General features: G+C 71.6%; 13 protein-coding genes and 1 riboswitch. Of the genes, 9 read left to right on the top strand and 4 right to left on the bottom strand.

Annotated features, from left to right (window positions below; genetic code table 11):
- Positions 1-132 precede the first annotated feature (132 nt).
- Both AB0M18_RS07235 and AB0M18_RS07240 read left to right on the top strand, forming a co-directional pair.
- Entirely contained in the window at positions 133-939 is an 807-nt protein-coding gene (locus AB0M18_RS07235; protein ID WP_365755880.1) for a carbon-nitrogen hydrolase family protein, read from the top strand.
- Between the two features lie 60 nt (positions 940-999).
- A complete protein-coding gene (locus tag AB0M18_RS07240) occupies positions 1,000-2,700 on the top strand; it encodes an NAD(P)/FAD-dependent oxidoreductase (protein ID WP_365755809.1) in 1,701 nt (566 codons plus the stop codon).
- A gap of 6 nt (positions 2,701-2,706) precedes the next feature.
- On the opposite strand, the gene AB0M18_RS07245 is transcribed toward AB0M18_RS07240, so the two are convergent.
- The 3 genes from AB0M18_RS07245 to AB0M18_RS07255 form a co-directional block, all read right to left on the bottom strand.
- The gene (locus tag AB0M18_RS07245; protein ID WP_365755810.1) at positions 2,707-3,408 is read right to left on the bottom strand and encodes a DUF5995 family protein; all 702 of its coding nucleotides are present in this window, start codon (positions 3,406-3,408) and stop codon (positions 2,707-2,709) included.
- Between the two features lie 76 nt (positions 3,409-3,484).
- Positions 3,485-4,876, bottom strand: coding sequence for a solute carrier family 23 protein (locus AB0M18_RS07250; protein ID WP_365755811.1), 1,392 nt, complete (start codon positions 4,874-4,876; stop codon positions 3,485-3,487).
- A 55-nt stretch (positions 4,877-4,931) separates the two neighbouring features.
- On the bottom strand, positions 4,932-6,140 hold the full coding sequence (locus tag AB0M18_RS07255; protein WP_365755812.1) for an MFS transporter: 1,209 nt from the start codon (positions 6,138-6,140) through the stop codon (positions 4,932-4,934).
- Positions 6,141-6,247: 107 nt separating this feature from the next.
- Here AB0M18_RS07255 and AB0M18_RS07260 point away from each other — a divergent pair, with 107 nt between their 5' ends.
- On the top strand, positions 6,248-7,372 hold the full coding sequence (locus AB0M18_RS07260) for an ROK family transcriptional regulator (protein ID WP_365755813.1): 1,125 nt from the start codon (positions 6,248-6,250) through the stop codon (positions 7,370-7,372).
- Between the two features lie 141 nt (positions 7,373-7,513).
- On the opposite strand, the gene AB0M18_RS07265 is transcribed toward AB0M18_RS07260, so the two are convergent.
- Positions 7,514-9,877, bottom strand: a complete 2,364-nt coding sequence (locus AB0M18_RS07265; protein ID WP_365755814.1) for a chitinase C-terminal domain-containing protein — start codon at positions 9,875-9,877, stop codon at positions 7,514-7,516.
- A gap of 254 nt (positions 9,878-10,131) precedes the next feature.
- A riboswitch (FMN riboswitch) is annotated at positions 10,132-10,261 on the top strand.
- A 179-nt stretch (positions 10,262-10,440) separates the two neighbouring features.
- Here AB0M18_RS07265 and ribD point away from each other — a divergent pair.
- The 6 genes from ribD to AB0M18_RS07295 are packed head-to-tail and all read left to right on the top strand — an operon-like array spanning position 10,441 to position 14,909.
- A complete protein-coding gene (gene ribD, locus AB0M18_RS07270) occupies positions 10,441-11,535 on the top strand; it encodes a bifunctional diaminohydroxyphosphoribosylaminopyrimidine deaminase/5-amino-6-(5-phosphoribosylamino)uracil reductase RibD (RefSeq protein WP_365755816.1) in 1,095 nt (364 codons plus the stop codon).
- Between the two features lie 2 nt (positions 11,536-11,537).
- Positions 11,538-12,146, top strand: coding sequence for a riboflavin synthase (locus AB0M18_RS07275; protein WP_365755817.1), 609 nt, complete (start codon positions 11,538-11,540; stop codon positions 12,144-12,146).
- Positions 12,143-12,781: a nicotinamide mononucleotide transporter family protein gene (locus AB0M18_RS07280; protein ID WP_365755818.1), complete on the top strand. Its 639-nt coding sequence runs from the start codon at positions 12,143-12,145 to the stop codon at positions 12,779-12,781. The genes AB0M18_RS07275 and AB0M18_RS07280 overlap by 4 nt, the downstream gene beginning before the upstream one ends.
- Positions 12,778-14,055: a bifunctional 3,4-dihydroxy-2-butanone-4-phosphate synthase/GTP cyclohydrolase II gene (locus AB0M18_RS07285; RefSeq protein WP_365755819.1), complete on the top strand. Its 1,278-nt coding sequence runs from the start codon at positions 12,778-12,780 to the stop codon at positions 14,053-14,055. The genes AB0M18_RS07280 and AB0M18_RS07285 overlap by 4 nt, the downstream gene beginning before the upstream one ends.
- Positions 14,056-14,102: 47 nt before the next feature.
- Positions 14,103-14,588 carry a 6,7-dimethyl-8-ribityllumazine synthase gene (ribH, locus tag AB0M18_RS07290; protein WP_365755820.1) on the top strand — a complete coding sequence of 162 codons (486 nt, stop codon included), beginning with the start codon at positions 14,103-14,105 and terminating at the stop codon, positions 14,586-14,588.
- 48 nt (positions 14,589-14,636) lie between these two features.
- Positions 14,637-14,909, top strand: coding sequence for a phosphoribosyl-ATP diphosphatase (locus AB0M18_RS07295; RefSeq protein ID WP_030691288.1), 273 nt, complete (start codon positions 14,637-14,639; stop codon positions 14,907-14,909).
- Positions 14,910-14,940 lie beyond the last annotated feature (31 nt).

Genomic DNA, 14,940 nt, shown 5'->3' on the forward strand with positions numbered 1-14,940 from the left:
CGGGTGATCGCGCAACGGTTCGACGGTCGGTCCGCAACGGTCGCGCCTTGTCCCGGCCGAGTCCGAAACCGTACCGTTTTTGACAGCTTCCCCTTGAACTCCTCCCTCACCTTCGACCTCCGAGGACGGCTCATGCCCGCGCTGCGCACCGCACTGCTCCAGAGCTCAGGCGAGCTCGGTGACGTGGCCGCCAACCTCAAGGTCCTCGACGAGGCCGCGGGCCGGGCGGCGGCCGCCAGCGCCGCCGTACTGCTCGCCCCCGAGCTGTTCCTCACCGGCTACGCCATCGGCGACGGCATGGCCCGCCTGGCCGAGCCGGCCGACGGCCCCTCCGCCGAGGCGGTCGCCGCGATCGCCGCCCGCCACGGCCTGGCCGTCGGCTACGGATACCCGGAGCGCGACACCGAGCGGCACGGCGTGATCTACAACTCCGCCCAGCTCTTCGGCCCCGACGGAACCCGGCTCGCCCACTACCGGAAGACCCACCTCTTCGGCGACTTCGAGCTGAAGTGGTTCACGCCCGGTGACGACGCCGTCGTCCAGGCGGAGCTCGGCGGCCTCACGGTCGGCCTGATGATCTGCTACGACGTCGAGTTCCCCGAGAACGTACGGGCGCACGCGCTGGCCGGCACCGACCTCCTCCTGGTGCCCACCGCGCTGATGCACCCGGCCGAGATCGTCCCGCTGTCCGTCGTCCCCGTGCGCGCCTTCGAGAACCAGCTCTACATCGCGTACGCCAACCGGACCGGCCCCGAGGGCGACTTCGAGTTCGTCGGCCTGTCCGTCCTGGCCGGCCCCGACGGCACCGCCCGGGCCCGCGCCGGGCGTGGCGAGGACCTCGTCCTCGGCGACGCCGACCCCGACTTCCTCGCGGCCTCCCGCGCGGAGAACCCCTATCTCCGCGACCGCCGCCCCGGCCTGTACGGCTCCCTCGTCTAGAGCCGTCCCCGCCCGGTCCCACCCCTGCCTCACCCGCTTCGCGCAAGGAGTCCGTACCCCATGACGTCCACCGTGCCCAACGCCGTCGAGCACGCCGACGAGCAGCAGTCGCCGATCACCATGTTCGGTCCGGACTTCCCGTACGCCTACGACGACTTCCTGGCCCACCCGGCCGGTCTCGGCCAGGTCCCGGCGACCGAGCACGGCACCGAGGTCGCGATCATCGGCGGCGGTCTGTCCGGTCTGGTCTCCGCCTACGAGCTGATGAAGATGGGCCTCAAGCCCGTCGTGTACGAGGCCGACCAGATAGGCGGCCGGCTGCGCACCGTCGGCTTCGAGGGCACCGGCACCGAGGGGCTGAGCTGCGAGTACGGCGCGATGCGCTTCCCGCCCTCCTCCACCGCGCTCCAGCACTACATCGACCTGGTGGGCCTGACCACCAAGCCGTTCCCCAACCCGCTGGCCGAGGCCACCCCGTCGACCGTCGTCGACCTCAAGGGCGAGTCGCACTACGCGGAGACCATCGACGACCTGCCGCAGGTCTACCGTGATGTCGCCGACGCCTGGAACAGGTGCCTCGACGAGGGCGCCGACTTCTCCGACATGAACCGCGCGATGCGCGAGCGCGACGTGCCGAAGATCCGCGAGATCTGGGCCAAGCTGGTCGAGAAGCTCGACAACCAGACGTTCTACGGCTTCCTCTGCGAGTCCGAGGCCTTCAAGTCCTTCCGGCACCGCGAGATCTTCGGCCAGGTCGGCTTCGGCACCGGCGGCTGGGACACCGACTTCCCCAACTCCATCCTGGAGATCCTGCGGGTCGTCTACACCGAGGCCGACGACCACCACCGCGGCATCGTCGAGGGTTCGCAGGCCCTCCCGCTGCGCCTGTGGGAGCGTGAGCCGGAGAAGATCGTGCACTGGGCGCAGGGCACGTCCCTGAGGTCCCTGCACGCGGACGGCGAGCCGCGCCCGGCCGTGACCCGGCTGCAGCGCACCGCGGGCAACCGGATCACCGTCACCGACGCGAACGGCGACATCAACACGTACAAGACGGCGATCTTCACCGCCCAGTCCTGGATGCTGCTCTCCAAGATCGAGTGCGACGACTCGCTCTTCCCGATCGACCACTGGACGGCGATCGAGCGCACCCACTACATGGAGTCCTCGAAGCTCTTCGTCCCGGTCGACCGGCCGTTCTGGCTGGACAAGGACGAGGAGACGGGCCGGGACGTCATGTCGATGACGCTGACGGACCGCATGACCCGGGGCACCTACCTGCTGGACAACGGTCCGGACAAGCCCGCCGTGATCTGCCTCTCGTACACCTGGTGCGACGACAGCCTGAAGTGGCTGCCGCTGTCCGCGAACGAGCGGATGGAGGTCATGCTGAAGTCGCTGTCGGAGATCTATCCGAAGGTCGACATCCGCAGCCACATCATCGGCAACCCGTCGACGGTCTCCTGGGAGAACGAGCCCTACTTCATGGGCGCGTTCAAGGCCAACCTGCCGGGCCACTACCGCTACCAGCGGCGCCTGTACACGCACTTCATGCAGGACCGGCTGCCCGAGGACAAGCGGGGCGTCTTCCTCGCCGGCGACGACATCTCCTGGACGGCCGGCTGGGCCGAGGGCGCCGTCACGACCGCGCTCAACGCGGTGTGGGGTGTCATGAACCACCTCGGCGGCGCGACCGACGGCACCAACCCGGGCCCGGGCGACGTGTACGACGAGATCGCCCCGGTCGAGCTGCCGGAGGACTGATCCTCGCTACGGCCTGGCAAGGGGTGTGAGCAGCATCCGCCCCACCAGGCCCACCGACCGGTCGAGGCGTTCGGTGAACTCCTCGGCCAGGTCGGGCAGCCGCCGCAGCTGCCACAGCGAGCGGGCGGCGAGCCAGGCCCCGTCGCGGGCCCGGTCCAGGCTCCAGCAGCCGAGCAGATGCGTCAGCGGGTCCGCGACCTCCAGGAGGTCCGGGCCCGGCATCAGTTCGTCCCGGATCCGCTCCTCCAGAAGCACGAGGACGTCGCCGACCCGGTCGAACTCGTCCTCCAGGTCCCCGGGCGCGCAGTCCAGGGTGCGGCAGGTGTCGACGACGGCGAGGGCCAGGTCGTGCCCGATGTGCGCGTTGATCCCGGCGAGCGCGAACTGCAGCGGGCGTACGCCGGGATGCCGCCGGAAGTGGAAGAGCGGGCGCCAGCAGGCGGGCGCCGGGCCGCCGGCGGCGACCGCGTCGACCACCGACAGATAGCGCTGGGCGAACCGCACGTCGAGGGTGGCGGCGGCCCGCCGGTCGGCGAAGGAGCCGGACTCGATGGCCCGGCCGATCTCCTCGGTGACGGTCAGATAGACCCGGTTGAACACCGCGACCCCGTCGGCCGGGTGCCAGGCGGCGCGGATCGCCCGCATGCGGGCCACCACGGGGTCGACGGCCGTGAACGGCCCGAGCTGGATGTCCTGGGTCTGCGCCATGGGTGCAGGGTGGCAGCCGGAGGACCGGACGGTGGGGTTCCGCCGCCCGGCTTCCCCAGAACGGGCGAATGCGCCCTTACTTCGCCACGGACTCCTCGCCCGTCTCGTACGAGCTGGTGCCGGAGTCGAGCAGGGGCTCCTGCTGCTTCAGATGGGCCGGGGCGAAGGCGCGCAGCACGTGGTAGCCGGTGATGACCACGATCGTGCCGAGCGCGATGCCGCCGAGCTCGAAGGTGTCGGTGAAGGTGAGCTTCACGCCGCCGACGCCGATGATGATGCCGGCCGCGGCGGGCACCAGGTTGAGCGGGTTGCGCAGGTCGACCTTGGCGTTGATCCAGATCTGGGCGCCGAGCAGGCCGATCATGCCGTAGAGGATGACGGTGATGCCGCCGAGCACACCGCCCGGGATGGCGGCGACGACCGCGCCGAACTTGGGGCAGAGACCGAAGAGCAGCGCGAAGCCGGCGGCGGCCCAGTAGGCGGCGGTGGAGTAGACCCGGGTGGCCGCCATGACGCCGATGTTCTCGGAGTAGGTGGTGTTCGGCGGGCCGCCCACGGCGGTGGACAGCATGGACGCGGCGCCGTCGGCGGCGATGGCCGTGCCGAGCTTGTCGTCCAGCGGGTCGCCGGTCATCTCGCCGACCGCCTTGACGTGGCCGGCGTTCTCGGCGACCAGGGCGATGACCACGGGCAGCGCCACGAGGATCGCGGACCACTGGAAGCTCGGGCCGTGCAGGCCGGGCAGACCGATCCAGTCGGCCTTCGCCACGCCGGAGAGGTCGAGCCGCCAGTGGTCGGTGATCTGCCCGCTCGCCGACTGCGAGTGGATCTGGCCGAAGACCAGGTCGAAGCCCCAGGAGATGCCGTAGCCGAAGACCAGGCCGAGGAAGATCGCGATCCGCGACCAGAAGCCGCGCAGGCAGACCACGGCCAGACCGGTGAACAGCATGACGAGCAGGGCCGTCCACTGGTCCTGCGGCCAGTACGTGGCGGCGGTGACCGGTGCCAGGTTGAAGCCGATCAGCATGACGACCGCACCGGTGACGATCGGCGGCATCGCCGCGTGGATGATCCGCGCGCCGAACCTCCGCACCGCGAGACCGACGAGGAACAGCACCGCGCCGACCACCAGGACCGCGCCGGTCACGGTGGCACTGGTGCCGCCGGAGGCCCGGATCGCGGCGGAGACGCCCACGAAGGAGAGTGAACAGCCCAGGTACGAGGGGACCGTGCCGCGGGTCGCGAGCAGGAAGATCACGGTGGCGACACCGGACATCATGATCGCGAGGTTCGGGTCCAGGCCCATCAGGACCGGCGCCACGAACGACGCGCCGAACATGGCCACCACGTGCTGGGCGCCGAGCCCGACCGTACGGGGCCAGGACAGGCGCTCGTCCGGCCGGACGACCGCACCCGGAGCGGGTGTCCTCCCGTCGCCGTGCAGGGTCCATCGCACGCCGAGGCTCATGTGCTCGCTCCAGTTCTCCGGGGAAAAGAATCAGCCATATGGTAGGCGCCGCAGGTCAGCGGACCTTTTCGGGTGCGCCGGCCGTGGCCGCCGCGGACCTCGTGCGCCCGCCCGACCGCAGCACGCCCGCGCCGAGCACCAGGCCGAAGGTCAGCAGGGTCACCAGACCGAAGGAGAACACCAGCGAGGTCGCGTCGGCGATGCCGCCGATCGCCGAGGGGGCGACGAGCCCCGAGGTGTACGTGATGGTGGCGACGCCCGCGATGGCCTGGCTGGGGTTCGGGCCGCTGCGCCCGGCGGCGGCGAAGGCGAGCGGCACGACCACCGCGACGCCCAGGCCGATGAGGCCGAACCCGGCCATCGCGAGGGCCGCGTGCGGGGCGGCCACCACGAGCAGCCCGCCGAGGGTGGCGGCGGCGCCCCCGACCCGTACCGTGCGCACCGCGCCGAAGCGGTCCACCACGCGGTCGCCGACCAGGCGCGCCACGGCCATGGTGAGCGCGAAGGCGGTGGTGGAGGCGGCGGCGAGCCCGGCCGAACTGCCCAGCTCCTCCTTGAGGTAGACCGCCGACCAGTCCAGGCTGGCTCCCTCGGCGAACACCCCGCAGAACCCGATGGCGCCGATGACCAGGGCGGACTTCGGCGGCAGCGCGAAGCGCGGCGGGGCCTCCTCCTCGGGCGCGCTGTGCAGGTCGAGCACGCCCTGGCAGGCGGCGAGCCCGAGCGCGGTGAGCACCAGGGCGGCGACCAGATGGTGGATCCGGGCGTCGCCGCCGAGGTGTGCGGCGACCGTGCCGGCCGCCGAGCCGAGCAGGGCGCCCAGGCTCCACATGCCGTGCAGGCTGGACATGATCGAGCGGCCGAGCCGGTTCTCGGTCTCCACGCCGAGCGCGTTCATGGCGACGTCGGACATGCCGGCGGTGGCGCCGTAGACGAGGAGCGCCGCGCACAGGCCGTAGACGTCGGGCGCGAGCGAGGGCAGCGTCAGCGCGAGGGTCCACAGCGCGAGCAGTCCGCGCAGCGCGGTGCGGGCGCCGAAGCGGTGGCTGATCGCCCCGGCCAGCGGCATCGCCAGCGAGGCGCCGATGGCGGGGAAGGCCAGGGCGAGGCCGAGCTGCCCCGCGCCGACGTCCGCGTGCTCCTGGATCCAGGGGATGCGGGTGGCGAAGCTGCCGGTGACCGCGCCGTGCACGCAGAAGACGGCGGCGACGGCGTATCGGGCCCGCCGCAGCCGCTCGGTGGTGAAGACGGTCTCTGCCGTCATGGGTCCCTCCCTCGGCCTGGTGTGTTCGCGTAAACTATCAGGAACCCTGCCTGATAAATAGTGGTCCGAGGCCGGGGGCGCACCTGATCGTCTGAGAGGATCCCCGCATGGCCGCATCCCCGAGCACCGCACGGGCCATCAACGACCGGCTCGCCCTGCGACTGCTCCAGGACGAGGGCCCGTTGACGGCGACCCAGCTGAAGACGCTCACCGGACTGTCCCGCCCCACCGTCGCCGACCTCGTCGAACGGCTCAGCGGCTCCGGACTCGTGCACGTGGTCGGCGAGACCGGCGCCGAGCGCCGCGGCCCCAACGCCAAGCTCTACGGGATCGTCGCCGACCGGGCCCATCTCGCCGCCCTCGACGTGCGCACCCGCTCCGTCTCCGTCGTCGTCGCCGACCTCCTCGGCACCACCCTCGCCGAGGCCGCGGCGCCCGTCGGCGAGGCCGGCGGCACCGGCGCCGCCGTGGAACAGGCCGTCACGCTCCTCCAGCAGGCCGCGAAGGAGGCCGGCGCCGACCGGCTGCACACGGTCGCCGTCGGCGCGCCCGGCCTCATCGACCCGGCCACCGGCGAACTGCGCGACTCCACCGGACTGCCCGCCTGGCACCGCCGGCTCATCGGCGTCCTCCAGGAACGCCTGCCCGCCCGCGTCCTGGTCGAGAACGAGACCAACCTCGCCGCCGTCGCCGAACTGCGCGCGGGCGCGGCCCGCGACCGCGACGACTTCGTCCTGCTCTGGCTCGGCCAGGGCGTCGGCGCGGCCGTCGTCCTCGACGGGCGGCTGCGCCGCGGGGCCTCCGGCGGTGCCGGCGAGATCGGCTTCCTGCCCGTGCCCATGACCTCGGGACTGCCCTCGGCCACCGGCTGCGACGGCGGCTTCCACGAGCTGGCCTGCGTGGCCGCCGTCGACGCCCTGGCCGCCGCCCACGGCCTGGACCCGGCCACGGCACTCGGCTCCGGCCACGGCCCCTTCCTCGACGCCCTCGCCCAGCGCCTGGCGGTCGGCGCGGCGGCCGTCGCCGCCGTCCTCGACCCGGGCTGCGTGGTCCTGGCCGGCGAGACCGGCCACCAGGGCGGCCCCGAGCTCGCAGCCCGCGTCGAGGCCGCCCTCGCCGGGCTCTCGCCGTTGCGCACCGAGGTGCGCGCGACCGCGCTCGGCGACGCGGCGGTGCTGCGGGGCGCGCTGCTGCGGGCCCGCGACGCGGCGCAGGACGAGCTCTTCCCGTAACGCGCGACAGTCCAGGGAAACGTGTCCGCGCCGCGTCCCGGACAGGGGGACGCGGCGCGGGTGGGAGGCCCGGCGGCGGCAAGGGCCGTGAGAACCGCCGCCGGGGGCATTTCATGCGGTGTTACGAGGGCGGTGCAGGGCTCAGCAGGCGCCGAGGTCCTGCCAGACGCCCCACTCGCCGGTCGTGCCGGGCTCCTCGTTCTGCGTCCACCACTTGGCCTTCCAGCTGTGGCCCTTGTGGGAGACGACCGTGCCGCCGGTGTAGACCTGGCCGGCCACGTACGCCGGGTCGGTGCAGGTGCCGCCGGTCGGCGTCGGGGTCGGCGTCGGGGTCGGCGAGGTGGTGGTCGGGGTCGGCGTCGGCGTCGGGGTGGCGGTCGAGCCCCCCGGCTCCACCGTCGTCGTACCGCGCGCCAGGTCACCGGCGAGCGCGTACGTCGTGCCGTTGATGTTCACCGTCCAGTTCGACGGGGTCGACACCGGCAGGTAGTAGTTGAACGCCAGGTCGACGGTGGCGCCCGGGGCGAGCGACTGCCAGGCCGGGAGCTTCAGCGAGACCCGGTGGAAGTCCCCCTTCAGGCCGCCCACGTTGCTGCCCGTGTGGTCGCTGCTGATCACCTTGGTGCCGAAGCCGGACTGGTCGGAGGCGTTGTTCGGCGCCGAGGTGGCGTAGTCGAACTGGAACTCCGTGCCGCCGGGCAGCGTGGTGGCGGTGTTGTTGGTGATCTTCAGCTTCGGGGTGATCGGGTAGTTGGAGTCGCCGAGCTTGAACTCGGTGAACTCCACGCCCACGTTCACGGCCTGGGCCGGCAGCGCCTTGTTCGACTTCTTCGCGCCGTAGGGGGTGGCGGCCTTGAACTTGTCGTACATCAGCGAGGTGAGCGTGGAGCCCATCTCGTACTGGCCCTTGGCGGCGTTCCACGCGTAGTCGCCGGCCAGCTCCCAGATCATGGTCCCGCCGATGCCGCGGTCGACCACGTAGTCGGCCTTGGCGCCCACGGACTGCTCGTCCTCGGTGGAGAGGAAGACCTTCTTCTCGGCGTTCCACAGCCACGGCGCGACCAGGGTCGAGTCGTACTTGCGGGCGTAGCTGCCGGTCAGCGCGGTGTTCGCGGGGAAGCCGTACTGGGTGACGTAGTCGCCGACGATCCCCTTCTCGAGGTTCTTGGCGTGCCACATCGGGTTGGAACCGGCGGGCGACTCCTGCCCGTTGGTGTCCTTGTCGTGCCACAGGTTGTCGATGCCGACGGCGCCGTCACCGCACTTGGTCAGGCCGGAGCCGGCCGGGCAGGTGGTCGTGGCGGCCTTGCCCCACAGGCCGTCGGTGCCGCCCTGCACGTTCTTGAAGCCGCGGGTGTAGTACGGCAGGCCGATGTTGATCCGGCCGGACGGCATCGAGCCGCGGAAGTAGTGATAGGCCCAGTCGGTGTTGAGGTAGCCGATGCCCCCGTACTGCGAGGTGGAGTACACGCTCGCGGCGGCGAGCTCGGCGTCCTTGCCGTCGTCGAACAGCGAGGCGTTCGGGCCGACGTACTCGTTCCAGGCGCCGTGCAGGTCGTAGGACATGATGTTGACGTAGTCCAGATACCGCTGCATCTGGAAGGTCTCCATGCCGCGCAGCAGATAGCCGGAGGAGGGCGCGGCGACGGTGAGCATGTAGTGCCTGCCGTCGGTGGCGCCGGCCCGGTCGAGCTTCTCGCGCAGCGACTTCATCAGGGCCGCGTAGCCCTGGACGAGACCGGCCCGGCGGGCGTTGGAGAGCTGCCAGTCGAGCGGGTTGCCCGAGTCCTTCATCGTGGTCGGGTACTCGTAGTCGATGTCGACGCCGTTGAACCCGTACTTCCGGATGAAGTCGACGGCCGAGTCGGCGAAGGTGTCGATCCCGGCCTGGTTGACCGAACCGTCGGCGTTGGTGGCCATCGAGTAGAAGCCGCCGGAGCTCACCCGGTCGCCGCTGTCGTCGAAGTAGCCGCCGGTCTCCGCCCAGCCGCCGACGGAGATCAGCGTCTTCACGTCCGGGTGCTGCTTCTTGAACTTGGTGAGCAGGTTGAAATGGCCCTTGTAGGGGAGTGCCGGGTCCATCTCGGCGCCCGCGACACCGGGCCAGGTCATCCCGGTGGCGGCGTTGCCCGGCCCGTCCGTGCCCACGGAGAGCTTGTTGTCGCCGCCGACGTGGCCGAAGGCGTAGTTGATGTGGGTGACCTTGTCCCACGGGATGTCGGAGGCGAGATAGGCGGGCTCGCCGTTCTTCCCGGTGCGCCAGCCGGTGAAGTAGCCGATGACGCGGCGCTGGTGGTCCGCGCCCATCTTCTCGCGGCCCTCGGTGTCGTACACCGAGCAGTACGGGACGTCGACGCCGGGCGTCTTGTAGAGGCCGTCGGGGCGACAGCTCTCGTTGTCGGCCGCGTACGAGACGCCGCCGGAGGCGAGGGAGCTGATCAGCAGCCCGGCGACGGCGGCACCGGACGCGAGCAGCGAGGCCCTCTTGTGGGTGGGGGACAACACGATCGGTTCCTCCCGGGGAGTCACTGAAAGCACAACGAACAAGGGGGTGGGTCGTGTTGGGCCCGTGGAGTGCGCTCACCGGCGGGCCGCGCCTCGGAGGTGACACGGACATTAAGAGGACTAGACCAGTGCGTCAATAGGTCTGGACCAACGAGGGGTTTCGTGGCAGGGTCATGTCGGGTTGTGAGTCAGCCCACAGGGCCTCACCCGTATGGCCGGTCGCGGTCCGTGGCATATTGGTCCTGTATCAGCAGCAGCGCACTCCGGGGTCGGTGTAATTCCGAACCGGCGGTATAGTCCGCGACCCGTCCGCAGCCAGCGGCCGGTTGACCAGGTGAGATTCCTGGACCGACGGTGAAAGTCCGGATGGGAGGCAGTGCGCGGCGGGCGACCCCTCTGTGGGGGTGAGCCGGCCGTACGTCCGCTGGTCGCCGTACCGGATCCCGGTCCCGGCGCCCCGGCAGGCATCCGGCCTCGGCGCACCCTGTGCGAGGCCGTCGTATCCGCTCTCTGTCGTCATCGACAGGCCCCGGAGTCCGTGCCCGAAGAGGCAGGAGGACCCGGTGGCCACCCAGGCCGACATCACCGCCATGCGACGCGCGATCGCGCTCGCCGCCCGCGGTCTCGGCTCCACCAGCCCCAATCCGGTGGTCGGCTGTGTCATCACCGACGCCTCCGGCCACCAGGTCGGCGAGGGCTGGCACCAGCGCGCCGGCGGCCCGCACGCCGAGGTCCACGCCCTGCGCGAGGCCGGTGTCCTGGCCCGCGGCGGCACCGCGTACGTCACCCTCGAACCCTGCAACCACACCGGTCGCACCGGCCCCTGCGCCCAGGCCCTGATCGAGGCCGGGATCGCCCGTGTCGTGTACGCGGTCGGCGACCCGAACCCGCAGGCCACGGGCGGTGCGGACACCCTGCGCGCGGCCGGCGTCGAGGTCGCGCAGGGCCTCCTGGAGGATGAGGCCGAGGCCGGCAACCTGGCCTGGCTCACCTCCGTACGCACCGGCCGCCCCTTCGTCCGCTGGAAGTACGCCGCCACCCTCGACGGCCGGATCGCCGCCGCCGACGGCACCTCCCGCTGGATCAGCTCCGCCGAGTCCCGCGCCGACGTGCACCGGCTGCGCGCCGAGGCCGACGCCGTCGTGGTCGGCTCCGGCACCGCCCGCGCCGACGACCCCCACCTGGCCGTACGGGGCGTGGAGGGCGCCGTCCAGCCGCTCCGCGTGGTCGTCGACACCGAGGGCACCGCCGTCAAGCCCGGCGCCCGGGTCCTGGACGACGCCGCGCCCACCCTGATCGCGATCGCCGAGGACGCCGAGACCGCCCTCGACCCGGTCGTACGGCTGCCCCGCGCCGCCGCCGGCGGTCTGTCCGTCCCCGCCCTCCTGGACGCCCTGCACAGCCGCGGCGTCCGCTCCGTCCTCCTCGAAGGCGGGCCCACCCTCGCGGGCGCCTTCCTCGCCGCGGGCGCCGTCGACCAGGTCGTCGGCTATCTCGCCCCGGTCCTCCTCGGCGCGGGCCCCGCCGCCCTCGCCGACGCCGGAATCACCACCATCGCGGAGGCGTTGCGCCTCGACGTCACCGAGACCGTGCGCATCGGGCCCGACCTCCGCGTCACCGCCGTCCCCACCGTCCCCGCCACCCCCAAGGGAGCCTGACCGTGTTCACCGGAATCGTCGAAGAGCTGGGCGAGGTCGTCGCCGTCGAGCAGCTTGAGGATGCGTCCCGCTTCCGCCTGCGCGGCCCGCTGGTCACGGAAGGCGCGCAGCACGGCGACTCGATCGCCGTCAACGGCGTCTGTCTCACGGTGGTCGAGTTCGGCGACGGGGAGTTCACCGCCGACGTGATGGCCGAGACCCTCAAGCGCTCCTCGCTGGGCGCCCTGGAGGTCGGCTCCCGGGTCAACCTGGAGCGGCCCATGGCCGTCGGCGGGCGCCTCGGCGGCCACATCGTCCAGGGCCACGTGGACGGCACCGGCACGATCCTCGACCGCGAGCCCTACGAGCACTGGGAGATCGTCAAGGTCGGCCTGCCCGCGCAGCTCGCCCGCTACGTCGTCGAGAAGGGCTCGATCACGGTCGACGGCGTCAGCCTCACCGTCGTCGAGGTCGGCGACGACTGGTTCACCATCAGCCTCATCCCCACCACCCTCGCGCTGACCACGCTCGGCATCAAGCAGAGCGGCGACCCGGTCAACCTCGAAGTGGACGTCATCGCCAAGTACGTCGAGCGGCTGCTCGGCCCGAACGGACAGGAGAACGTCAAGTGAACTGGCTCACCTCCGAGGCGTTCACAGTCTTCGGCCAGGACATCAAGTGGTTCGACATGATCGGGAACATCCTCGGTCTGATCGCCCTGGCCCTCGGCTGGCGCCGCTCGGTGTGGACCTGGCCCGTCCAGTTCCTGGCCGGCCTGACCCTCTTCGGCGCCTTCTACGGCCACCTCACCGGTATGGCCGGCAAGCAGGCCGTCGTGATGCTGGTCGCGCTGTTCGGCTGGTGGCAGTGGAGCCGAGGGAAGGGGCAGGCCGCCGACGGCCACATCTCCGTGCGCTTCGCCGGCTGGCGCGAGCGCGGCGCGATGATCGCCGCGGCCGCCGCCGGCACCGTCGCGGTGGCGCTGCTCTTCAAGGCCTACCCGAGCCTGTCCTGGGACCCCTGGCCCGACGCGTACATCTTCGTCGGCACCCTCGTCGCCATGTACGCCCAGGCCCGCGGCATGGTCGAGTTCTGGTTCGCCTGGCTGCTCGTCGACCTCGTCGGCGTCCCGCTGAGCTTCGCCAACGACTACGCCTTCTCCGGCTTCGTCTACGTCATCTACGGCGCGCTCGTCCTCTGGGGCATGCGCGACTGGTGGCTCCGCTCCCGCACCACCGCCCCCACCCTGGAAGGAGCCCACGCATGAACACGCTGTCGCTCTGGGACGCCTCCGACCTCACCCTCGACCCCGTCGAGCAGGCCATCGCGGACATCGCGGCCGGCCGCCCCGTGGTGGTCGTCGACGACGAGGACCGAGAGAACGAGGGCGACCTCGTCATCGCCGCGGAGAAGGCCACCCCCGAGGTCGTCGCCTTCATGATGAGCGAGTGCCGCGGCCTGATCTGCGCCCCCATGGAGGGCGAGGAGCTCGACCGGCTCCGGCTGCCGCAGATGGTCGAGAACAACACCGAGTCGATGCAGACCGCCTTCACCGTCTCCGTCGACGCGGGCCCCGCCCACGGCGTGACCACCGGCATCTCCGCCGCCGACCGCGCCACCACCCTGCGGATGCTCGCGAGCGGTGCCCACGAGCCCGGCGACTTCGTCCGCCCCGGCCACATCTTCCCGCTGCGCGCCAAGCCCGGCGGCGTCCTGGTCCGCAACGGGCACACCGAGGCCGCCGTCGACCTCGCCCGGCTCGCCGGACTCCGCCCGGCCGGCGCCATCGTGGAGATCGCCGGCGAGGACGGCGTCATGCTGCGGCTGCCCGAGCTGGTCCCCTTCGCCCGCAAGCACGGCCTGACGATCATCTCCATCGAGGACCTGATCGCCTACCGGCGTTCCGCCGAACCCACCGTGCGCCGCGAGGCCGAGGTCCACCTGCCCACCCGGCACGGCGACTTCACCGCGTACGGCTACCGCTCCACCGTCGACGGCGTCGAGCACGTCGCCCTCGTCCACGGCGAGATCGGCGACGGCGCCGACGTCCTCGTCCGGGTCCACTCCGAATGCCTCACCGGCGACGTCTTCCACTCGCTGCGCTGCGACTGCGGCCCCCAGCTGGAAGCCTCCATGGACCGCATCACCGAGGCCGGCCGCGGCGTCGTCGTCTATCTGCGCGGCCACGAGGGCCGCGGCATCGGACTGCTCTCCAAGCTGCGGGCGTACGAGCTCCAGGAGCGCGGCCGCGACACCCTCGACGCCAACCTGGAGCTGGGCCTGCCCGCCGACGCCCGCGACTACGCGGCCGGCGCCCGGATCCTCGCCGACCTCGGCGTGCGCAGCCTGCGCCTGATGACCAACAACCCCGACAAGATCGACGCCCTCACCCGGCACGGCCTCACCGTCGAGGGCCGCGAGCCCATGCCGGTCCAGGCGGGCGAGCACAACCTCCGCTACCTGCGCACCAAGCGGGACCGGATGGGCCACGACCTGCCCTGGCTGGACGGCACCCCCGCCCCCACCTGCGGCAACCAGTAAGCGGCAACCAGTAAGTCAGCACGTACCGAGATCGACCGAGGAGAGACATGAGCGGCAAGGGCGCACCCGTCCTCAGCGTGAAGAACTGCGGAGACCTCCGGGTCGCCGTGATCGCTGCCCAGTGGCACGAGAAGATCATGGACGGCCTCGTCGACGGCGCCCTGCGCGCCCTCGACGAGCTCGGCATCGAGGAGCCCACCCTGCTCCGCGTCCCCGGCAGCTTCGAGCTCCCGGTGGTGGCCAAGGTCCTCGCCCAGCGCGGCTACGATGCCGTGGTGGCGCTCGGCGTCGTCATCCGCGGCGGAACGCCGCACTTCGAGTACGTGTGCCAGGGCGTCACCCACGGCCTCACCCAGGTCTCGATCGACACCGGCGTACCCGTCGGATTCGGCGTCCTCACCGTGGACAACGAGGAGCAGGCCCTCGACCGGGCCGGCCTCGAGGGCTCCAGCGAGGACAAGGGCCACGAGGCCGTCACCGCCGCCGTCGCGACCGCGACCGTCCTGCGCACGGTGAGCGAACCCTGGCGCTGAAACCCTGACGCCGAGACGCGCCTGCCCACCCCGTACTCTTAGGACATCATGGCGAACAAAACCTTCGAAGAGCTCTTCTCCGAGCTCAAGCTCAAGGCCGAGACCGGCGACCCGGCGACCTCCCGCACCGCGGAACTGGTCGGCAAGGGCGTCCATGCCATCGGCAAGAAGGTCGTCGAGGAGGCCGCCGAGGTCTGGATGGCCGCCGAGTACGAGGGCAAGGAAGCCGCCGCCGAGGAGATCTCGCAGCTGCTGTACCACGTCCAGGTGATGATGGTCGCCCGCGGGATCTCGCTCGACGACGTCTACGCCCATCTCTGAGCACCAGCACCCCCTACCCCCGAAACTCCCG

Origin of the sequence: Streptomyces sp. NPDC051909, from assembly GCF_040681095.1 — a bacterium.
In the GTDB taxonomy this organism is placed as follows: Bacteria; Actinomycetota; Actinomycetes; order Streptomycetales; family Streptomycetaceae; genus Streptomyces.